The sequence below is a fragment of the Paraburkholderia guartelaensis genome, from assembly GCF_004353905.1.
Lineage (GTDB): Bacteria > Pseudomonadota > Gammaproteobacteria > Burkholderiales > Burkholderiaceae > Paraburkholderia > Paraburkholderia guartelaensis.
The window spans coordinates 1-18,816 of record NZ_SMOD01000067.1; the positions used below are offsets into that span (position 1 = coordinate 1).

The 18,816-nt window shown below is 60.9% G+C and carries 16 protein-coding genes and 3 pseudogenes; 8 read left to right on the forward strand and 11 right to left on the reverse strand.

Annotation, left to right across the window (positions count from 1 at the left end; genetic code table 11):
- Positions 1 to 815 precede the first annotated feature (815 nt).
- The 3 genes from E1N52_RS40305 to E1N52_RS40315 all read left to right on the forward strand — a co-directional run bounded on the left by E1N52_RS40305 (position 816) and on the right by E1N52_RS40315 (position 3,057).
- Complete coding sequence (locus tag E1N52_RS40305; RefSeq protein ID WP_133190406.1) at positions 816 to 1,109, forward strand: hypothetical protein; 294 nt, start codon at positions 816 to 818, stop codon at positions 1,107 to 1,109.
- A 439-nt stretch (positions 1,110 to 1,548) separates the two neighbouring features.
- Positions 1,549 to 1,983: an SET domain-containing protein gene (locus E1N52_RS40310; protein ID WP_133190408.1), complete on the forward strand. Its 435-nt coding sequence runs from the start codon at positions 1,549 to 1,551 to the stop codon at positions 1,981 to 1,983.
- A 510-nt stretch (positions 1,984 to 2,493) separates the two neighbouring features.
- Entirely contained in the window at positions 2,494 to 3,057 is a 564-nt protein-coding gene (locus tag E1N52_RS40315) for a lipid-binding SYLF domain-containing protein (protein ID WP_133190410.1), read from the forward strand.
- A 200-nt stretch (positions 3,058 to 3,257) separates the two neighbouring features.
- On the opposite strand, the gene E1N52_RS40320 is transcribed toward E1N52_RS40315, so the two are convergent.
- Both E1N52_RS40320 and E1N52_RS40325 read right to left on the reverse strand, forming a co-directional pair.
- Entirely contained in the window at positions 3,258 to 3,479 is a 222-nt protein-coding gene (locus E1N52_RS40320) for a YMGG-like glycine zipper-containing protein (protein ID WP_133190412.1), read from the reverse strand.
- 11 nt (positions 3,480 to 3,490) lie between these two features.
- Positions 3,491 to 3,868: a hypothetical protein gene (locus E1N52_RS40325; protein WP_133190414.1), complete on the reverse strand. Its 378-nt coding sequence runs from the start codon at positions 3,866 to 3,868 to the stop codon at positions 3,491 to 3,493.
- Positions 3,869 to 4,427: 559 nt separating this feature from the next.
- Between E1N52_RS40325 and argF the strand changes: the two are divergent.
- Positions 4,428 to 5,244: pseudogene (gene argF, locus E1N52_RS40330) on the forward strand (ornithine carbamoyltransferase); the annotation flags it as partial.
- 106 nt (positions 5,245 to 5,350) lie between these two features.
- Positions 5,351 to 6,280 carry a carbamate kinase gene (gene arcC, locus E1N52_RS40335; RefSeq protein WP_133190417.1) on the forward strand — a complete coding sequence of 310 codons (930 nt, stop codon included), beginning with the start codon at positions 5,351 to 5,353 and terminating at the stop codon, positions 6,278 to 6,280.
- A 200-nt stretch (positions 6,281 to 6,480) separates the two neighbouring features.
- Here the strand turns inward: arcC and E1N52_RS40340 are convergent.
- The 5 genes and pseudogenes from E1N52_RS40340 to E1N52_RS40360 all read right to left on the reverse strand — a co-directional run.
- Positions 6,481 to 7,304: pseudogene (locus tag E1N52_RS40340) on the reverse strand (cation:proton antiporter domain-containing protein); the annotation flags it as partial.
- Positions 7,305 to 7,361: 57 nt separating this feature from the next.
- Entirely contained in the window at positions 7,362 to 7,634 is a 273-nt protein-coding gene (locus tag E1N52_RS45680; RefSeq protein WP_425468206.1) for an ion channel, read from the reverse strand.
- Between the two features lie 213 nt (positions 7,635 to 7,847).
- The gene (locus E1N52_RS40350; RefSeq protein ID WP_133190421.1) at positions 7,848 to 8,528 is read right to left on the reverse strand and encodes a VIT1/CCC1 transporter family protein; all 681 of its coding nucleotides are present in this window, start codon (positions 8,526 to 8,528) and stop codon (positions 7,848 to 7,850) included.
- A gap of 450 nt (positions 8,529 to 8,978) precedes the next feature.
- Positions 8,979 to 9,722, reverse strand: coding sequence for a response regulator transcription factor (locus E1N52_RS40355; protein WP_133190423.1), 744 nt, complete (start codon positions 9,720 to 9,722; stop codon positions 8,979 to 8,981).
- 43 nt (positions 9,723 to 9,765) lie between these two features.
- On the reverse strand, positions 9,766 to 10,428 hold the full coding sequence (locus E1N52_RS40360; protein WP_133190425.1) for a hypothetical protein: 663 nt from the start codon (positions 10,426 to 10,428) through the stop codon (positions 9,766 to 9,768).
- A 442-nt stretch (positions 10,429 to 10,870) separates the two neighbouring features.
- On the opposite strand from E1N52_RS40360, the gene E1N52_RS40365 reads away from it, so the two are divergent.
- Both E1N52_RS40365 and E1N52_RS40370 read left to right on the forward strand, forming a co-directional pair.
- Entirely contained in the window at positions 10,871 to 11,674 is an 804-nt protein-coding gene (locus tag E1N52_RS40365) for a bestrophin-like domain (RefSeq protein WP_133190427.1), read from the forward strand.
- 816 nt (positions 11,675 to 12,490) lie between these two features.
- A pseudogene (locus E1N52_RS40370) lies at positions 12,491 to 12,697 on the forward strand (transposase); the annotation flags it as partial.
- 262 nt (positions 12,698 to 12,959) lie between these two features.
- Here E1N52_RS40370 and E1N52_RS40375 read toward each other — a convergent pair.
- On the reverse strand, positions 12,960 to 13,640 hold the full coding sequence (locus E1N52_RS40375; protein WP_133190429.1) for a VIT1/CCC1 transporter family protein: 681 nt from the start codon (positions 13,638 to 13,640) through the stop codon (positions 12,960 to 12,962).
- 372 nt (positions 13,641 to 14,012) lie between these two features.
- Positions 14,013 to 14,324 (reverse strand): DUF4148 domain-containing protein, encoded by a 312-nt coding sequence (locus E1N52_RS40380; RefSeq protein WP_133190431.1) that lies wholly within the window; start codon positions 14,322 to 14,324, stop codon positions 14,013 to 14,015.
- A 268-nt stretch (positions 14,325 to 14,592) separates the two neighbouring features.
- Between E1N52_RS40380 and E1N52_RS40385 the strand changes: the two genes are divergently transcribed.
- On the forward strand, positions 14,593 to 14,994 hold the full coding sequence (locus E1N52_RS40385; RefSeq protein ID WP_133190433.1) for a hypothetical protein: 402 nt from the start codon (positions 14,593 to 14,595) through the stop codon (positions 14,992 to 14,994).
- 1,152 nt (positions 14,995 to 16,146) lie between these two features.
- On the opposite strand, the gene E1N52_RS40390 is transcribed toward E1N52_RS40385, so the two are convergent.
- Together E1N52_RS40390 and E1N52_RS40395 are read right to left on the reverse strand one after the other, a co-directional pair.
- On the reverse strand, positions 16,147 to 17,142 hold the full coding sequence (locus E1N52_RS40390) for a 2-hydroxyacid dehydrogenase (protein ID WP_133190435.1): 996 nt from the start codon (positions 17,140 to 17,142) through the stop codon (positions 16,147 to 16,149).
- 57 nt (positions 17,143 to 17,199) lie between these two features.
- Positions 17,200 to 18,789, reverse strand: coding sequence for an aspartate:alanine exchanger family transporter (locus E1N52_RS40395; RefSeq protein WP_133190437.1), 1,590 nt, complete (start codon positions 18,787 to 18,789; stop codon positions 17,200 to 17,202).
- Positions 18,790 to 18,816 lie beyond the last annotated feature (27 nt).

Here is an 18,816-nt window from a genome sequence, read left to right on the forward strand (position 1 = left end):
CACCATAGCACCTTCGATTCTGAATTCGCCAGACCCTAAGCGTGAACGAGCACAAGGCAAGCATTTCCTCATCTGCTTTGCGACGACTGAAACCTGATGACGTGAACGGCACACCGGCCTGCGGAACACCCCGGCAAGTAAAGAGGCTCCTGAAGCCGCACAACTTTATGGGGGCCGTGGGCGCGAACTTCATCGAGGCGCGGGGAGCAGTCCCCACAACGACGCCGGATAGATTTGCGCAAGCCAACACTGCATCAAGCGTCAGGGGTTGCAAAACTGGGGCGGACCATAGATTTACTTGCGTGAGCGACCCCAGCGGCCCCGAAAGGAGCGTCGGAGACAGCCATGAAGATAAGTATTCTTATCATAAGGCATCTATTTATATATAAAACTACGGCGCATCAATAATCGCCCGGCAGAGTCCGCGCGCCAACGCCCGATACGGTCGACTGGCGCCACGTCCAGGGCAAGGAAGGCCGCAGACTGCCCCAGTGCCCGCAAGAAACTCCCTTTGGCCAGGGCGAGTGAGAAGATAGGGCTATCCAAACCTGCGAAAGTGCCCGTTTTTGGGAGTTACGCTGATCACCATTGTGCAGGCATAAAATATCTGCATTCCTGATCACCCAATCCGCCATGCCATAAAATTGGCGACTATCTCCTGCGCGAAGACCAAGCCTCGTGTGTCCGGCTTCGTCCGCCCTGCTTTGGCTCCCCGCCTGGGTTGCAAGCTTCGCCGAGCCGCAGCCCGGCGCGTGTCTGTAACGGGTACGCCACGTGCTGCTTCCCCTGTGTGACGGCTTAAAATGGGGGCGCAAATGGAAATCGATACCACCGGGTGGTTCCCATTGGACCAATTTCCGCCGGCCCGGGAAGGCTGGTACGAAGTCAAGCTCACGAGCGGTGAGACGGCGTTCTGCCGGTTCGTCGACGGGCATTGGACCGAGCAGCCCGTGCTCGTATTCACGCACTGGCGCGGCCTGAACGCGGATCCGGGGATCTCGCCGGACACCGAGCACATGGACGCGCAGGCCGCCGCCGCGCAAGGCGTACGGGCGGCGTGGAACGCGTTCTTTCCCGCGGCGGAACACGCACATCCACCCAAGGCATGAGCTGGAATACATCAACAGAAACAGGCGGCGCATGTCGGCGGTCTGATGGTCGTCGCATGGCACCCGCCGCAATGAAAGCCGCAAACGGAAATAGCAAGGCGAGGCCAATCCAGCGCCGCTTGCGGAAAAGCTGGGCGGCGCGAGCCCGCACCGGGCGCACCACACGCATGCCACGCACGCGCCCGGGCACGGCGCGGAACTCACTACGGTGCCCGCCCCCTGCGGCAGACTTCGGTCTCGACCACCTCGATCTAATTTGCAGAAGGACGAGGTCGAACGTACGAGGCAGATCGCCGACGCTTTTGCGACGAGGAAGTGAGCGAGAAGTGGTTCATATGTGACGGCCCATGACCGCGACACCCATAACAGTCCGCTGCCAAATGTTGGGGGCCGTTTCTGCGGCTATACTCCGCACCTCCCTTCCTCTCACTTTCCCGGCATGAAGCGCGTCTCCGTTCGGCAGTCCCCCATCCACGGAAAGGGCGTTTTTGCCCTGCGGGCACTCTGCGCCGGCGAGCGCATCTTTGAATACAAGGGGCTCGTCACCACCTGGCGGGAAGCGACCCGCACCTATGCGCGCCGCGCCGACGCCGGGCATACTTTGCTCTTCGGGTTGTCGAACGGCCGCGTCATAGATGGCGGCCGCGGCGGAAACGGCGCAAGGTGGCTCAACCATGCTTGCAAGGCGAACTGCGAGGCGATCGAGGAATCAGGCCGCGTCTACATCAACGCGCTCAAGGACATCCAGCCCGGCGAGGAACTGTTCATCGACTACGCGCTTGAGATCCCTGCGAAAGCACGCGAATCAGCCAGCGAGTACACCTGTCGCTGCGGCGCCAGACGTTGCCGCGGGACCATGCTTGCTCCGATCTAGGTAGGTAGGCTCCGCTGAAGCTTCCCCCTCACCGGAGCACGTGGCGACCTGGGGGAGCCAGTGCATCACGGCGCGCAAGCCTCGGCACATCAGGCACTACGAATCCCGTCCAACGTGCCGCTGAACTGCCGGTGACGGCCGCCATCTACGGTCATTGGCCCGCGCTCTCGCACCGACATTCGAGGGGCGGCTCCTTTACGGATACCGGACCGTCAGGTCCAAAACATGCCCGTCAAGTCATTGTCCGGACCTTCGTCCGGTCAGCGGACCACGTAGCGCTTGTCGATTGCGGAACGCACGCCTTGACGAAAAGCTCGTCGCGCGGCGAGCAAGCCGACTCAGGAGCATTGCGGGACCGGGATGACTGCCGGGGACCTGCTACGTCGCTATGGGACCAAGGTCCAGTTGTCTTGACGGCAAGCAGGTGCCACTATTCATATGGCCGGAGAAGATCCCGGTGCGGGAGTTCGTTTCATACCGCCAGGTCGCCTTTCGCATGGAGCGCGTGTCATGAGCAAGTGTCTGCGGCTTTTTCTTGTGGTCCCGCTTTTGCTGCTCACGGCGGCCTGTTCAACGCAAGGGACTTCGTCGCCAGGAACGGGTGATCCAGAACTGGAGGCGCAAGCGCGCGCGGCGCTGCAGCAACTGTTTGACACGGCGCCCAGAGCCAGGGACCTTCATGATCGGGCGAAGGCAGTTCTCGTGTTTCCGAACATCGTCAGGGCGGGCCTCGGGGTCGGCGCGCAAGGCGGAAGAGGCGTACTGTTCGGTTCCGACGGCAAAGTCCTAGGCTACTTCAGAAACACTGGGGTTTCGTGGGGCCTGCAGGCTGGTGCGCAGACGCTCTCGGAGGCGTTGTTACTGATGACCGACGCAGCCGCGCGCCAACCCTTCGATAGTAGTGGTTGGGCCGTTGGCGTAGGCCCGACCGTTGTAGTTGTGGATGCGGGCGCAGCTAGGTCAATGAACACCACAACACTGCAGGCTGACGTCTACGCATTTATCTTTGGTCAGCAAGGATTGATGGCCGGGCTTGGCGTACACGGCCAACGGATTACGAGGCTCAATCCGTGAAGTGAGCGACGGCCCCGCGGAGATGGAGTTCCTCTTCGCCGCGCGCACGTACAACTCCTTGAATCCGTCACCATCGCTCATATCGGTGCCTCTTCCTCTGGTTGTCACCGCGAACGTTGGCTCGATATTCACGCTGCGCTGCTCCAGCTCTCCGCCGGCATGATTCGCCTTCACCTGGTCAACAACCTGTACAGGCAGACCTATTGATGACCACCCCGCATATTGCCGGCCACAGCACCCGCGGCGCCGCCGATAATCGCACCGGTCCACGCATCACCGCCTGCGATTGCCGCGATACCCGCGCCGCCCGCCGCCCCTATCGCTCCGCCGCTCACCGTGCCCTGCTGCCGCGGAGTCATGTCCGTGCAGCCGATCGCGGCGACCAGGGTACCGATGCTAACGAACCATCCAAGTCGCTTCATGACCGTCTTCCTTACTGGTTCTTGTTCAGACCGGGCACGACCATCTGAAACCAGAGGGTCTCAATCACCGGATGCTGGACCATAGTAGGATTGGCTGCGTAGTAGTTATCCAGCCCCTGACGTACGCTGTCGAGCGTCTGGCCCTGCATGCCTTTGCCAAATCGCTGTGGGATGTCGTTGCTGTTCGACGCAGCACCGCCATAAGCGCGTTCGACGTCCAACAGGTTGGCGATACCCACGAGATACGCTTTCTTCTCCGCCTCCGACGACGCCATCCATTGTTGGCCGGTGACAATTGGAATGCCTTCTGCGCGCGCGACATTGCCCATCATGGAAAGCGAAAGCAGAATCATGAAAAGTGGCGTTCGCCAATGTGGTTTGATTGCCATCACATACTCCGTGGAGGTTATCTTCTCCGGCTGCGGGCCAATTGCTGGAGCCCGTGTCCGCTAATGCCATCCCCGAGGCGGTATGTCTCGTGGAATTTCCCTGCTGGCTCATAGGATCGGCAGAGCTGGTCATTTGCCACATAACCACATCGACGACAAAATCGCGTGATGCATTTGGCGGAGTAACCGAGGCGACATCCCGACTCAAACAGCAATGCTGTTCTGGCTTCGCTGTGCCTGATTCCGTTTAGAGTCTACTGCGCTTCTCATAATTTCCAAGGCCTTTGTCGCGATGCCAAATCCCAGGTGGATAACACGGCGTATGTGTAGGATTGTTTACATGTGAAACGAATAGAACTGCTCAGCCGCAGCCCTGGTGATGCCATCTGCGTACCCCGAAACCCTCGATTCCCGATTCCCGCCCATCTGATGCCGACGACCGGTCCGCAATCCCGTCGCACGAACGGCCGCTCCATGTTTTCAAGAGACGTAGACCTTTCGGCGCCGCATCGGGCCGCTCAGGGTCGCCTGCGGGCATGCGCGTCAGGCTGTAGTCGGCGAAGTCGCCGCCTACGACCAGGGCGCGAACGTCACCTATATCGATCCGACCTCCTCGCAGATCGGCCACAAGGAAAGCATGAAGGACACGGCGCGCGTGCTGGGCCGCATGTACGACGCGATCGAGTATCGCGGCTTCAAGCAGGAGATCGTCGACGAACTGGCGAAGTTCGCCGGCGTACCGGTGTTCAACGGCCTCACCGACGAATACCACCCCACACAAATGCTCGCCGACGTCCTCACCATGCGCGAGCATTCGGACAAGCCGCTCACGCAGATCAGCTACGCGTATCTCGGCGACGCACGCAACAATATGGGCAACTCGCTGCTGCTCATCGGCGCGAAGCTCGGCATGGACGTGCGCATCGCGGCGCCGAAGTCGCTCTGGCCGCATGACGATCTCGTAGCGGACTGCAAGAAGTTCGCAGAGGAAAGCGGCGCGCGAATCCTGCTGACCGAAGACCCCAAGGCCGCCGTCAAGGACGTGGATTTCGTGCACACCGACGTGTGGGTCTCGATGGGCGAACCCATGGAGGCGTGGGGCGAACGCATCAAGGCGCTGCTGCCCTATCAGGTGAACATGGCGCTCATGAAGGCGAGCGGTACGCCGCATACGCGCTTCATGCACTGCCTGCCCGCCTTCCACAACAGCGAGACGGTGATCGGCAAGCAGATCGCCCAAGTATCCGGAGCTCAAGGGCGGCGTCGAGGTCACGGAGGAAGTGTTCGAGTCTCCGCTGAATCTGGCCTTCGAACAGGCGGAAAACCGCATGCACACGATCAAGGCGATTCTCGTTTCGACGCTCGCCGACATCTGAGCCGCACCGCTTGACGGGGCGCGTGCGCCGCACGGCCGGGTCGCACACCCGGCAACACGGCGCATGCGCCCCGCTTTACTGACACGCATCACATTGGGAGTCAGACATGCGAATCGTGATTGCGCTTGGCGGCAACGCGCTGCTTCGTCGCGGCGAGCCGATGACGGCGGAGAACCAGCGCGAAAACGTGCGCGTCGCGGCCACCCAGATCTCGCAGATCGCGCAGGGCAACGAACTGGTGATCGCTCATGGCAACGGGCCGCAAGTCGGCCTGCTCGCGCTGCAGGGCGAGGCCTACAAGGACGTGCCCGGCTACCCGCTCGACGTGCTCGGCGCGCAGACCGAGGGCATGATCGGCTACATGATCGAGCAGGAACTCGGCAATCTCCTGCCGTACGAGGTGCCCTTCGCGACCATCCTTACCCAGGTCGAAGTGGACGCGAACGATCCGGCGTTCCAGCATCCGAGCAAGCCGATTGGCCCGGTCTACACGAAGGAGCAGGCGGAGAAGCTCGCCGCCGAGCGCGGCTGGGCCATCGCCCCGGACGGCGACAAGTTCCGCCGTGTCGTGGCGAGCCCGCGGCCGAAGCACATCTTCGAGATCCGCCCCGTGAAATGGCTGCTGGAGCGAGGCACGATCGTGATTTGCGCGGGCGGCGGCGGGATCCCGACGCTCTACGGCGAAGGCCACAAGCTGGGCGGCGTGGAGGCCGTGATCGACAAGGATCTGTGCTCCGCCCTGCTCGCGCAGGAGCTGGAGGCCGATATGCTCATCATCGCCACCGACGTGAACGCCACGTACGTCGACTGGAGCAAGCCGTCGCAAAAGGCGATTGCGAGCGCGCATCCCGACGAACTGGAGAAGCTCGGCTTCGCGGCCGGGTCGATGGGACCGAAGGTCATGGCGGCAGCGGAGTTCGCACGCAACACCGGCAAGGATGCGGTGATCGGCGCCCTGGCGGATATCGTGGCGATCAGCCAGAGCACCGCCGGCACTCGCGTAAGCACCGCGACGTCTGGCGTGACTTTCTACTGAACGCCGAGGCAAAAATATTCTGGCGCACGCAGACTTACCGCTAAGCAGTAACGTCACTGCGGCGGCTCTGATCCGCGCGAGACGTCCGCCCCACATCTCCCGCCGCAGTGGCGCTCACCCGCTGCTCGAGTACGTGCTCGACGCCAAAGAATGACATGTTAAGACTTCCCAGCTCGGCTACGGCGCGGCGGAGCGCCTCTCCACGTACTGTTCGCCCTCACGCGTGCCGATACTGAACCGGCGCTGGTGATGGTCACGGAGTTCATCATCATCCCGGCGGCAACCGCCGCGAGAATACCGGAACAATGGAAATGTTCGGCAAACAGATAGCCTGCGAACGGGATCAGTAGTGTCAATACAACGCCGGGCGCTGGATCGCCCTCGCCCGTCACGCTGCGCAGGCGCCGTATAACGAAGCTGAACAGCCAGCTCACCGCGGCGCCCATCGCAAGGCCGCCTGCGGCGATGACACGAAGCTGATCGAAGCTTCACGCAGCGAAAACACGCCGGTCAACGCGGCCGCAATCGCGAACTTGAGTGCGACGAGACCAGAGGCGTCATTCATCAGCGCTTCGCCCTCGAGAATATGCATCAGATGCGATGGGATACGGTTCTTGCCGGCAATGCCCGCCGGCGCGACAGCGTCTGTCGGCGACAGCACCGCTGCGAGCGCAAACGCGATGGGGAGTGAAACTGTCGGCACGAGCGCATGCACGAAGTAGCCGACGGCGAGCACCGTCATGAACACCAAGGCAAACGCAAGCAGCAGGATCGAACGGCGCCGCATGACGAACTCGCGTTTCGGAGTGCGCCATCCGTCTGCGAAGAGTAACGGCGGGATGAAGAGTAACAGAAACAGTTGGGGGTCAAACGTGACGTACAGACCGAAATTTGTCCAGGCAAGCAATGCACCGATTGCGATCTGGACGAGCGGCAATGGCAACAGGCCGCGCAGAAGCCGCACGACGACGCCCGATACAGCGACCGCGAGCAGCAGGATCAAAACGGTGGAGACAACTTCCATCAGGTAACCGTGAGAACTTGAGCCGGCTCTAGCTATCAGAAGAGCGCGACTACTGAACTAGCGCCGCGTGCCACCTTTTTCTATCGCGTCATCGACAGCGCGAACTGTCGCGGCAGCAACCGTACTCACCGCCAGTATGCCCACCACCCCGAGCAACACCGAGTCGACGCGGCCGACCGTTGTGGTGGGAAAGATCTTGCTGTAACCGATCGTGATCGCCCTCATCGCACAAAAGTAGAGGGTTTCAGCGAACGAGCACGGCGATCTGCTTCCCGAGTCGACCGGGCTGCCGAAGTTATACATTACGACGACAAGCAGGAGGCAAAGCACAAACAGAAATGCGATCGGGGCTCGTAGGTGCCAGAGGGCTCAGGAAAACTCCGCCACGACGTAGCGAGTCTTCAGCGGGGGCGTGCGCGGAATTGCTGGCGTTCTCCGTGACGCTGACCTCTCACCATTTTGTGGTTTGCCCTGCAAACCTGGCGCAGTCTCCACCTGCACATGAAAAGCGGGCCGCCCAGGTTTAGAACGGCTTGGGGCGGCTTAGCCGCCCAGCTTAATGATTGCCATCGTAAGCAGAATGCCAAGCGCGATCATTGCGATACCTGCCTTCATTGCCCCTGCGCCGGTGTAGCGCCCCAGCGCAAAGCCGGCGATGAAAAGCATCACAAGCGTGAGCACGCGCGAGGCGATGAGCGCCGTTGTAACGTTCCTGACGACGAGAAACGGCACCGCGACCGGAAACGTTCCCAGGACAACAAGCAGAAAGATGCCCAGCGCGCCGACGAAGTCACCACTCACAAAATTCGCCCGAGGTGGCAGCGTCAATGCCGCCGCGAGGCGCGCGCGGATCCGCTCGAGGTCGGCATCTTCGACGAGCGGCTCCAGCTTCTCAGGCAATGCATCGCGCAACACCCGTACGGCAACCGCCTGATCCTGCTCGCGCTTAACGGTCTGCGCGAGTTTCAGGCGCTGCCCTCGATCAGCGAGCGTACGTACGAGATACATCACGGCGTCGGCCAGGCCCCACGCGAGATTGCATCCGAGCGCCGCGAAGAACATCTTGTATCCTTCATCTTCGCCTGCGGTGACCGCCTTGACGGCGCCGACGAACGTCAGGGCCATGAACAGACCAAAACATATTTCGCAGACACGGTCGACGGTATTGAGAATCGGTGCGCGTCGTTTGGGTTCGGCGTGTCCGGCCGGCACGATAGTGCTCATATGGCCTCGACTCAAGGTAGACAAAGAGACGTTGCGCTAGCTGCCAACATGGACTGCTGGTACGAGCAGTATATGAAAGAGACAACAGTTCGATATCCTGATTTTTATATACCGGAAACGGTGGGAGCAGCGCAAGAGGCCCGAGGCCAGTCGGACCGCCCATCACATGCCGGAGTGGATGTTCGCAAGCAAGCCATGCACGAATGGTCCACCGTATGTCGGTTGCGCATCCTGGGGTCGTGTGGCGTGCCTTCCCCCGGTCCTGCATTAACCAATAAAGAGGAACCAAAAAATTGCCGGTAAATTGCCGACGGGGGACGCAGTCGGGCCGAACCAGAGAGGACGCGGGCGCGGCCTCCAGGGTCGCTCACCCTCGACCGCAGAGGCGGTGGACTTCCCCGACCGGCCATTCGACATCGATATGTGACCTTTCCTACGACCGACGCATAGCTACCTTGCAAGGGTACTCAAGTGACGCATGGGGGGCTCCGGCGCTTCGAGATCGGCCATTGCGACGAGGCGGACCAGGTCGGGCAGCGTACGCACCTCCATCTTCGCCATCATGCGTGCCCGATGTATCTTGATTGTTTTCTCCGCTGCGCCCAGGGTGTCGGCGACGACCTTGTTGGGCCGACCTGTCACGACGAGCGCCATGACCTCGCGCTCACGACGCGTCAGCGTATCGACGCGTCGCTGGACCTCGTCACGTCGTTCGCGCTCGTCGAAAAGCCGTCGCGCACGTTCAAGCGCGCGCTGCGTGGCATCGAGCAGAACGGATGCATCAACTGGCTTCTCCAGGAAATCCGTTGCGCCCGCCTTCATCGCTTCTACTGCTGTATTCAGGTCCCCATGTGCTGAAATAAAGACTATCGGCACGACGCCATCAAGTCGCCTTTGCAGCTCGATACCACTCAGGTCTGGCAGCTTGAGATCAAGCAGGAGGCAGGCTGGCGCGTGCGTCAGGTCCGCGCCCTGGAAAAATGCGCTGGCACAGTCGAATGCGTGGACGTTGTAGCCACACGAGCGGAGCAGGCGCGACAGGGCATTGCGCACATGCTCGTCGTCGTCCACGACGAATACGATGGCCGTATTTGACGCAACGGATGTGTCCGCCGCTTCGCCGCGATTCCCTGGGCTAAAAGCTCGATATGGGAAGCCGTCCCCCTGGCAGATGGGTGGGTAGACGTCTTTCATGCCGGGTTCTCCCGAACGATGATCCTGAAGCTAGCACAATGCGTCACCCATGGCGAGAGAATGCGTCCATGGCGCGCAGCACCACCGGATCTGCTTTCGGCCAGCAGGAAATTGCATGGACAGCTCCGTCACAACCGCCCTTGATCTGGGGCCCGCTCGCGAACAAGCGCGCGGGGCGCCCGCACATCGCGCGCGGCGCGCGTCGTGCGACGTGCACCTCGTCATTGGACAGCATTTCCCGCAACGCTCGTTGCACCTCACGCTGTCCGGCGCCGAGTTGCTGCGCCAGCTGAGTCGCCGTCCGTTCGCTGCCGTCGGCCAACGCTGCGGCGATGGCGCCCGCGAGGCCCGGCCTGCGCGTCCGTGTTTCTGGATCATCGTATCGCTTCGGCCCGTAACTTACGGGCAGTCGGGATGACGCCCTGTGCGCCCGATGGGGCTTTGTTTTTTGGTGCCTGCCATCCGCTACAGACGTTACCACCCCTTGCGAACGACCTGTACGCGCGGTCCGGCAGCGCCGGTCGATATCCATCCTGCAGAACGGGCTCGAAAAGATCTGGTACAGGTGCGTGACCTGGAAGCGCGAGCAGAGCGCCCGTCTAATGGCTTCCCAGTCGTCAAAAATGCCTGTGTCTGCAAGCTCGAACGCTCTTTGGCGAATGACCTCGCGACACTCCGTTGAATTGATGACCTCGGTCTCTTCCATCTCACCTCTCCTGGTCGCGCACGAACGGAAATGCGACGTCGGCAGCGGGCTATCCTCTAAAACAGCAGGTCTGGTTTCCATCGCGATGGCTGGCCGCGGTTCGAGCTTCTGGATCAGGTTAGGCATCCGAAGTCAAAGCGGATATCGGACCTTCGTCCAACAAAACGCCGTCACGGCCATGAAAGCGCTTGCAGGGAACATGGTTGCGCGTCCACGCCCGGCACGGCAGCGACCGCAGCGAAGTCCCACCTCCGAAAAGAATGTAATGAACAGGGAGCGTACCAGACAATGCCACCGGATGACCGCATTGCCTGGAGCAGTTATTCTTCGGTGAATCGCCCGTTTTCAATGATCCATGGCGATCTGTTGCAGTTCACTTGCGTCGGAATGTCAGAGAACAGGTGACAGCCACGTACGACTTCCAGACCAGAAGAGGCGCGCCATGTACCCTCTTTCTTCAGCCTTGCTGGTATTGGCGCTCCTCGTTTCAGGTGCATTGATTGGCGTCGTCGTTCGACCGCTGTCGCCAGAAGAGCACAAGGCGCATCAAACACTTCAACTCGTGCAGCTGGTTGACGGCATGCTTGTCACGTTCGCCGCACTCGTGCTGGGGCTGATGACGGCTTCCGCAAAAAGTACGTTTGACAACGCGTCCGATGATTTTCGCGCGCTCGCCTCGGATCTTGTCCAGTTCGATATCACAGCCCGCCAGTACGGTCCGGACGCTGACCCGGTGCGGCAGCGGACGCGGGTCTATCTCGCGGCTGCAATTGCGAGCACCTGGCGCCACGAACCGCTTCCCCCGGGGAACGACTATCCACGCAACCTCGCCCCGAAGGATGTCACGGAGAATCTCGACGATGTCCAGCTGGACCAGATGCTTAACTCTGCGGGCATCGAGTGGCGACGTCTGGTTGCACACGATCGTTACCATCAGGATCTGCTCGATGACGGTCGCGACCAGTTTGCACGGATCGTCCAGGCGCACTGGAAACTCATCCAGGAGGTCCACAGTTCGATCTCGCTACCATTTTTCATGACGCTCGCTTTCTGGCTGTTTGTTATCTTTCTGAGCTTTGGGTTGATGGCGCCCCGCAACCCCCTGGTGCTTATCACAATCATGCTGGGCGCCGTTTCAATTGCGTCAGTCGCCTACGTCATTGTCGATCTGGATACGCTCTTTCGAGGAATGATCGTCGTGTCGAGCCATCCGCTGCGCGACGCTCTCACGGCTCTGGCGCGTTAGCGTTCGCACGCCGGATATGCAGGTTTCCTAGTTCCGGCGATACCGTTTAGAGTCAATGCTCGCTTACGGGGCAAATGCGGCGCATCGCCACATTGTGAAGGATCACACAAGGGCTATATTGCAGCGCACCACACCTGCGGGAAGTGATGTTCATCAGGCAAGCGCGCACAGCAGCTTCATCCGTGAACTGCGCAGGCCGAATCCATCGCCCAGGCATGCGAAATTTTTGTAAAAAATTACGGAGTACTTAAATGAAGGAAAATTCGGCTATATGATCGTGGCTGTCTTCTCGCTTGCGGCAATCACACTTTCGATGGCGCACGCCATGTCGCTGTAACCCCCATCCAGAATGCATGGAGATTTCATTAAGTGATCATTTTGGACTGGAGGCCCCGCCGGAATGACCGGATCGGATGAACAACATACGGCATGCGCCGGGTGCGGAAAGGTAAGGCACGGGGCCGGGGGCAGGAATCGTCATGGAAAGCGCGAACTCTGGCGAGACTTAAAGTGGGCGGTGATTGCGCTCGCCTGCCTGTGCGCGGCGAACGTGCTGGCGTTCGAACTTCACTGGTAGAGGCTCGTCAGTTGCGCAAGGCAATACGGTTGAAATCAGTCGAGCACCCATGAAGAATGCTGGATCGAGACCGGGCAGGAAGTGATGTTCGATTTATGAAATCGAACATCCACAGGCCGCATGTAGTGGTCTAATAACCCCGGACACCAATCTAGGCGAGAATACTCGCCATGAAGAGGTGTCTGATGAGCAAGCAACGTCGTACGTTTTCCCCCGAGTTCAAGCGCAGTGCTGCGTCCCTGGTCCTTGACCAGAGCTATAGCCACGTCGATGCCAGCCGTTCGGTCGGCGTCGCGGAATCGGTTCTGCGCCGCTGGGTTCAACAACTGCATCAAGAGCGCCATGGCATCACACCACAGAGCCCTGCAATGACGCCGGAGCAGCAGCGCATCCAGAAATTGGAAGCACGGGTTGAACGCCTCGAGCGGGAGAAGAACCGACTCCGCGCGAGCAACCTAACGTCCTGTCGCTCTCAGCTCGTCCCGCCGAGTCCCGGTTCCAGCGGGCGCACGTTTTGCGCCAGCGATCCTAAGGTCGCTAGCCCGTACGAAATCGTCTATCTGTTCGCGAAGTTGCCGCTCGCTACAACCGGTGACGACTACGCCGCGCCTCTTACTTGGAGTATGCAGAGGAAGCTAGACGCCCCTCCCATAGCATCCGCGACGCCGGGGATACCGCACGATTCCCGGAAATCAACGTTGAGGGCCGCTAGCCGCCCTGCTTAATGATTGCCATCGTCAGCAGCACGCCAAGCGCTGTCATCGTGAAACCTGCCTCCATTCCCCCTGCGCCGGTGTAGCGCCCCAACGCGTAGCCTGCGATAAAAAGCATCACGAGTGTGAGCCCACGCGAGGCGATCAGAGCCGTTGCGAGATCGCTGAGGACAATAAACGGCAAGGCGACGGGAAACGTCCCCAGTACGACCAGCACGAAGACGCCCACCGCTCCGACGAAGTCACCGCTCACGAAGTCCGCGCGAGGGGGCAGCGTTGGTGCGCTCGCCAGGCGCGCACGAATCCGCACGAGCTCAGCGTCTTCTAAAAGCGGTTCCACCATCGCCGGCAATGCGGCCCGCAGGGCACGCACGCCTGCCGCCGGCTCCGGATCCCGCTGCATGGTCAGCGCGATCTTAAGACGCTGTCCCCGATCAGCGAGCGTGCGTACGAGATACATGACCGCGTCGGCCAGACCCCAGGCGAGATTGCACCCGAGCGCGGCTAGGAACATCTTGTACCCCGCGTCTACGCCCGGGTTGACTGCCTTGACGGCGCCGACAAACGTCAGGGCCATGAACAGGCCAAAACACAATTCGCAAACGCGGTCAACGGTATTGAGAATCGGCTCTCGCCGTTGGTGTTCGGCGGGTCTGGCCGGCGTGGTCGTGCTCATATAGCCTCCACTCAGGCTTACAGTGGGACGTTTGCATACTATTGAAACAGGTCGGCCGACGCCAGGAGTGCCCGTCGCCGGGAATACAGCTCCGCCGAAGCCAGTGCGCCGGCCTTGACTTCGCCCCCCTGACGAGCACCATCCCGTTGGGCAACAGCGTGGCCGTGTGACTGTCACGCAGCGCAGCCCTCCCCCGTCACGACTTCGGGGCGTGATACCAGGCATGCTACGTTCTGACTGCCCTGGACGAGAGACAGCTTTCCGATCCGGCGGGGTCGGTTGCCGCCGATCTCTTCGTCACGTTTCCGGCCAACCGGACGGTGAACTCCTCTCCGTGAGAGAAGCCTGGGGCCGTAGTAGCTCAGGGGATTCTCATCCGGGGGGAAGCTGCTGGCAATCCGTTTCGAACCAATGGGCGACGAGGCGCTGCGCCGCGTGGAGATCGTCCGGGTAGTTCGGGTCGTCATTCCAGGGAGACGGGTCGTAGCCCGCTTTCCTCAAGGCGGCAATCTCGCTTTGACGTTGCGCCTTCGTCCCGGGTGGGTCGCTCTTTAGCGCGGCAAGGTCGCGGCACTCTGTTGGGCTTAGATGTGGTCCACTTTGCTGCACGCCGCCAGCGGCACATCCGGTCAGCAGGAGCGCCAACGCAGTAAGCGTCGAGCAGTTTCTCAGAAGGTTTTCCATCGTGCATCTCCACGCATCTAATCGTCGCAACGCAAGCGGTCCGGTGCCACCTCTCGAGCCTAACTCCAGGTATTCATTTTCTCCCGGCCGTCGGCATCACATTTGGGCCGCGTGTACGCCCTCGACTTCCAACTTCTCCGAGCGCACCGACGAGAGGGTTGCCATAGTCGGGCGCTTCCAGATCTGTGTGCACCGATTGTACGAGGAACGGCCCCGCCGCGGCTTTGTTGTGCTTTATTGGCGAGCAATACGAGGAAATACTCCGAACATGCTCTCAATTGACGATCACCGCTGGATCAACTGTCTCTCCGACGTCCACAGCTCCGGCAACGGGTTGCGCGTGCGTGCCTTCTTGCGTGACGTGGTGGGACCAGCATTCAGATCATTGGATGCTGACGTGGAGAAATGGGCGAATGCGGACGACGGCGGTGCCGAGTTCGCTCACGCCGATTCGCAAGACCTCGTTCGGGCGACCACGGAAGCATTTTGCCTTTCGATGCATTCCCTCTTCGAACGCCAGCTTCGCCGATGGTTGAGCGGCTGTGTCGGTTCGCTCGGTTTCACGCAGGAGCGATTGAACACGGCCCGCAAGGGCAACCTCGGGCGGCTCGACAGGCTGCTGCACGAGGTGCGCGGCGTCCCGCTGAGCGCCTTCTACAGCTTCACCTGAGACGGCTGGAACTGCTGGCGAACGCCTGCCGGCACGGCGACGGGGACTCCGCTGACCGACTGTTCAAACGACACCCGGACCTGTGGCCTGCCTGGGCCGCGGTGCCCATACCTTTTCCAACCGACGTCGAGCCGGTGGCACCGCTTGTTCCGCCTTCGTTCGACAGCATCGTCGTGCCACGAAGATGGCTGGACCAGTTCGCGGACGCAATCGCCTGGTTCTGGGTCGACACCGAATACATCTACCTCAACAGCCTACCGCCCCACGACGGGATACGGAAGCGGATGGTAGAGCTAAAGCAACAACGCGTGGCACGACGGCAGCAGTGAATCGCGGCGTGCTCGCGTGCTCAAGGGTGCGGGCCATGTTCACGGGGCGGAACTGTCATTCAAGTCGATGGCGATGCCGACTCGTGGCACGCCCGCTCTTCGTGGTGGACGCCTCGACATCGCGACGGTTCGTCGCCCACTTGCCGGCCTGGATTCTCCGCATCGTCCATGCCGTCGGGCGAAGCCACGAGATACCATCGAGAATAGGTAAACCAGATAGGTCACGGCTCCAACCGGGTGAACGTAGTGTGCGAAGCCGCACATACGGATTCGATGGCTTGCCAGTCAATCGGACGATCACTATTGGGTAGGGCCATCGAGTGACTGTATGGAATGACCGTTCCACTCAAATACCCGCCCTCGCAACACCGACTGCACGACCGGCAGCTCGGGGTCGACCAGAGACTTTCTAATACCTACAGTGTGTCTCAACCGGTGACTGACTTAAGGCAAAATAAACGTGCAAGTCACGCGCGACCGTTGTGCATCGCACCGCTTGCGTTGCGCCAATCAGACGCGTGGAGATGTGCTATGGAAAACATCCCGGGAAACGGCCACTGCCAGCAGTTTCAATCGGGGTGAGAAACTATGGCGCCCCTTCCCCGTCTTTGCAACACCGATCTTTGATAGGGTGGGCGATTCCACGTACGTGAAATGATTCATGCTTTCGCTAGTTTGACGTCCGGGTAAGTGGGCACGTCCAGTGTCGTTCTGTTAGTCCACAAAACCGGCCTGACTGTGGAGATTGCAGCGATCAACGACGCACTCAGGCATGTGCCAGACGCGTCCGGCGCCCATACCGGATAGAAAGACGCAGCAGCTTCTATCCGACCTTTACTTCATTCTCCAACACCCGATTTTTCTCGAAAGCCGCGATGCTTTCGACCGTGGTCTCGCAGATGGTCGTTAATGCCTCACGCGTGAGATATGCCTGGTGCCCGGTGACGATCACATTGGGAAACGACACGAGGCGCTGAAACACGTCGTCGGTGATGATTTCGCTGGAAAGATCGCGGAAAAACAGATCCGCCTCCTGTTCGTAGACGTCGATCCCAAGGCCACCGAGCTGGCCTGTCTTCAGGGCTTCTATGGCGGCTTCCGTATCGATCAGGCCGCCCCGGCTCGTATTGATTAGTATTGCTCCCCGCTTTGCCCGCTTGAGCGCTTCCGAATTGATGATGTGATGGGTCGCCGGCGTGAGTGGGCAATGTAGCGAAATGACGTCGGCTCTTTCGCCGATCTCGCCCGTCTTCGCATAGGCGAGGCCAAGCGCCTCGAATTGCGCAGAGGGCGACGGATCGAACCCAATTACCTTGCAGCCGAAGCCGAGCATGATCTGCGCGAACACGCAGCCGATCTTGCCCGTTCCGACCACGGCAACTGTCTTGCCGCAAAGGTCGAAGCCGGTCAAACCATCGAGCGAGAAATTCGAGTCGCGCGTGCGGTTATATGCGCGGTGAACCTTGCGGTTGATTGCGAGCAATAACGCAACCGCGTGTTCCGCCACTGAGTTCGGCGAGTAGTTGACGACGCGCACCGCCTTCATGCCGAGCCTCGCTGCAGCTTCCAGGTCGACGTTGTTGAAGCCTGTGCAGCGCAACGCGAGCAGGCGTGTGCCGCCCTTGTGCAGCGCCTCCAGCACTTGCGCGTTGGCCCTGTCGTTGACGAAGATGCACACGGCGCCGTAGCCGGCGGCAAGACCGACACTGTCCAAATCGAGGGAGACGTCGTAGTAATGCAGCTCATGTCCCGCGGCCTTGTTGGCCTTGTCGAGATACTGGCGTTCATAACGTGTGGAGCTGAAGACCGCCACTTTCATGATGTACTCCTCCTGAATCTGCAATCCGGAATCGGTTCGCGCTGGACGCCGGCAGGCCTAGCTGGCGGCGATCGCTATGGCTATCTGCACGAACAGTACCTTTACGATAGTCATCGACGGAAAGATCATCGCGTACATGATGTCGGGCTGATCCGTCGGCGCAATGCGGTTCGCGAAGGCGAGAATCGCCGGGTTGCCGGTTGCTCCGCATATCACGCCGACTGACGTATCGAAAGGCAGCCTGAAAACCCACAGGCAGCACACAGCCGTGGTACCGACCAGCACGAGCAGCGTGACCGCGCCATAGAGCAGCAGCAGGGGACCGGCGGTGCCAACCGTCGCGATAAACTTCGGTCCGCATGAAATGCCGACTTGGGCCAGGAAAATCGTCAGCCCGAGATTGCGCAGCACGAGATTCGCGGAAAGCGGCATCACCCAGACGAACGGCCCGCTGCGGCGTGCCTTGCCGAGACACAGCGCCACCAGCAGCAACGCCGCGAGCCCCAGGCTGAAGGCGCCGAGTCCGGGCACGCGCAGCGGAATCGCACCGACCAGCAACCCCGCCGCCGCGCCAATGCCGAGGCAGATGAAACTGAGATCGGCAGTCGTCTTGATCGAATCGCCAAAGAATGCGCGGACGCTCGCCTGATGGGCGCGATTGACCAGCAGGCCCACGCGGTCACCCGCCTCGAGAATCAGGTCCGGCGTCGACAGCAGGTCGGCGTCGCCGCGCCGCACGTGCGCGATCGAGCAGTTCACACCATCGGGAAAGCGCAGATTGCCGAGCGCCATACCGACGACCGACGGGTTCGAAGCGAACACGCGCATACAGTCCAGGTCTTCCCGATGACTCGCGATGCGCCCGGGTTGCAGCTCGCCGCACAGCGCCGTGGCCTCGTCGAGCAGGATGCGGTCGGTGGCGGTTGCGAGCAGGACGTCGTCTGCGCGTAGTGTGAAGTCTTCAGTAGGTAGCTGATTGTGATGCGCGCGCCGTACGGCAGCGATCGCCACGCCCGCAGGCAGGCGAGTGGAGAGATCAGCTAGTCTCAGACCGAACAGACTCGAATTGCGCAGCGCGATTTCCGCAGTCTCCAGCAGCCTCGCTGGAGGCTTGTTTATCTTGACTTTCAGCGCAACGTTTAAGGCGTAGATAAAAAGAATCGGCCCGGCTACGCCAAACGGATAGGCGACGCTGTAGGCCACGGCGGCGTCATTGCTCTTCATCGAGGCGATTGCAACCTGCAGGCTCGCCGTGCTGGTCCCGCTGCCCGCGAACATCCCGAGCGAATCGGCGAGCGTGATGCCGAACCGAATGAACGCGCACGCCACGAGGCCCGAGGCGATCACACCGAGACACGCGGCCGCATTGGCTTTCATGCCCTCCCGGCTGGTCAGCCCGCGGAAGAACTGCGCGCCGTACTGAATGCCGATGCCATACAGAAACAGCAGCAGGCCAAGCGTGCCCAGCAATGCCGGCGGAGCGGATTTCGGCGCGAGCGCGCCGATCGCCAGTCCGACGAACAATACGGCCCCAGAGCCCAGAGCGACGCGCTTGATGTTGATTTCACCGACCAGGTAACCGACCGCAATGGTCAGAAAAAGCGCGAACAGCGGCTGACTGTCGAGGAACGTTCTCACTGCATTCATGCCGCTCCCTCCAGATAGATAAGGCAA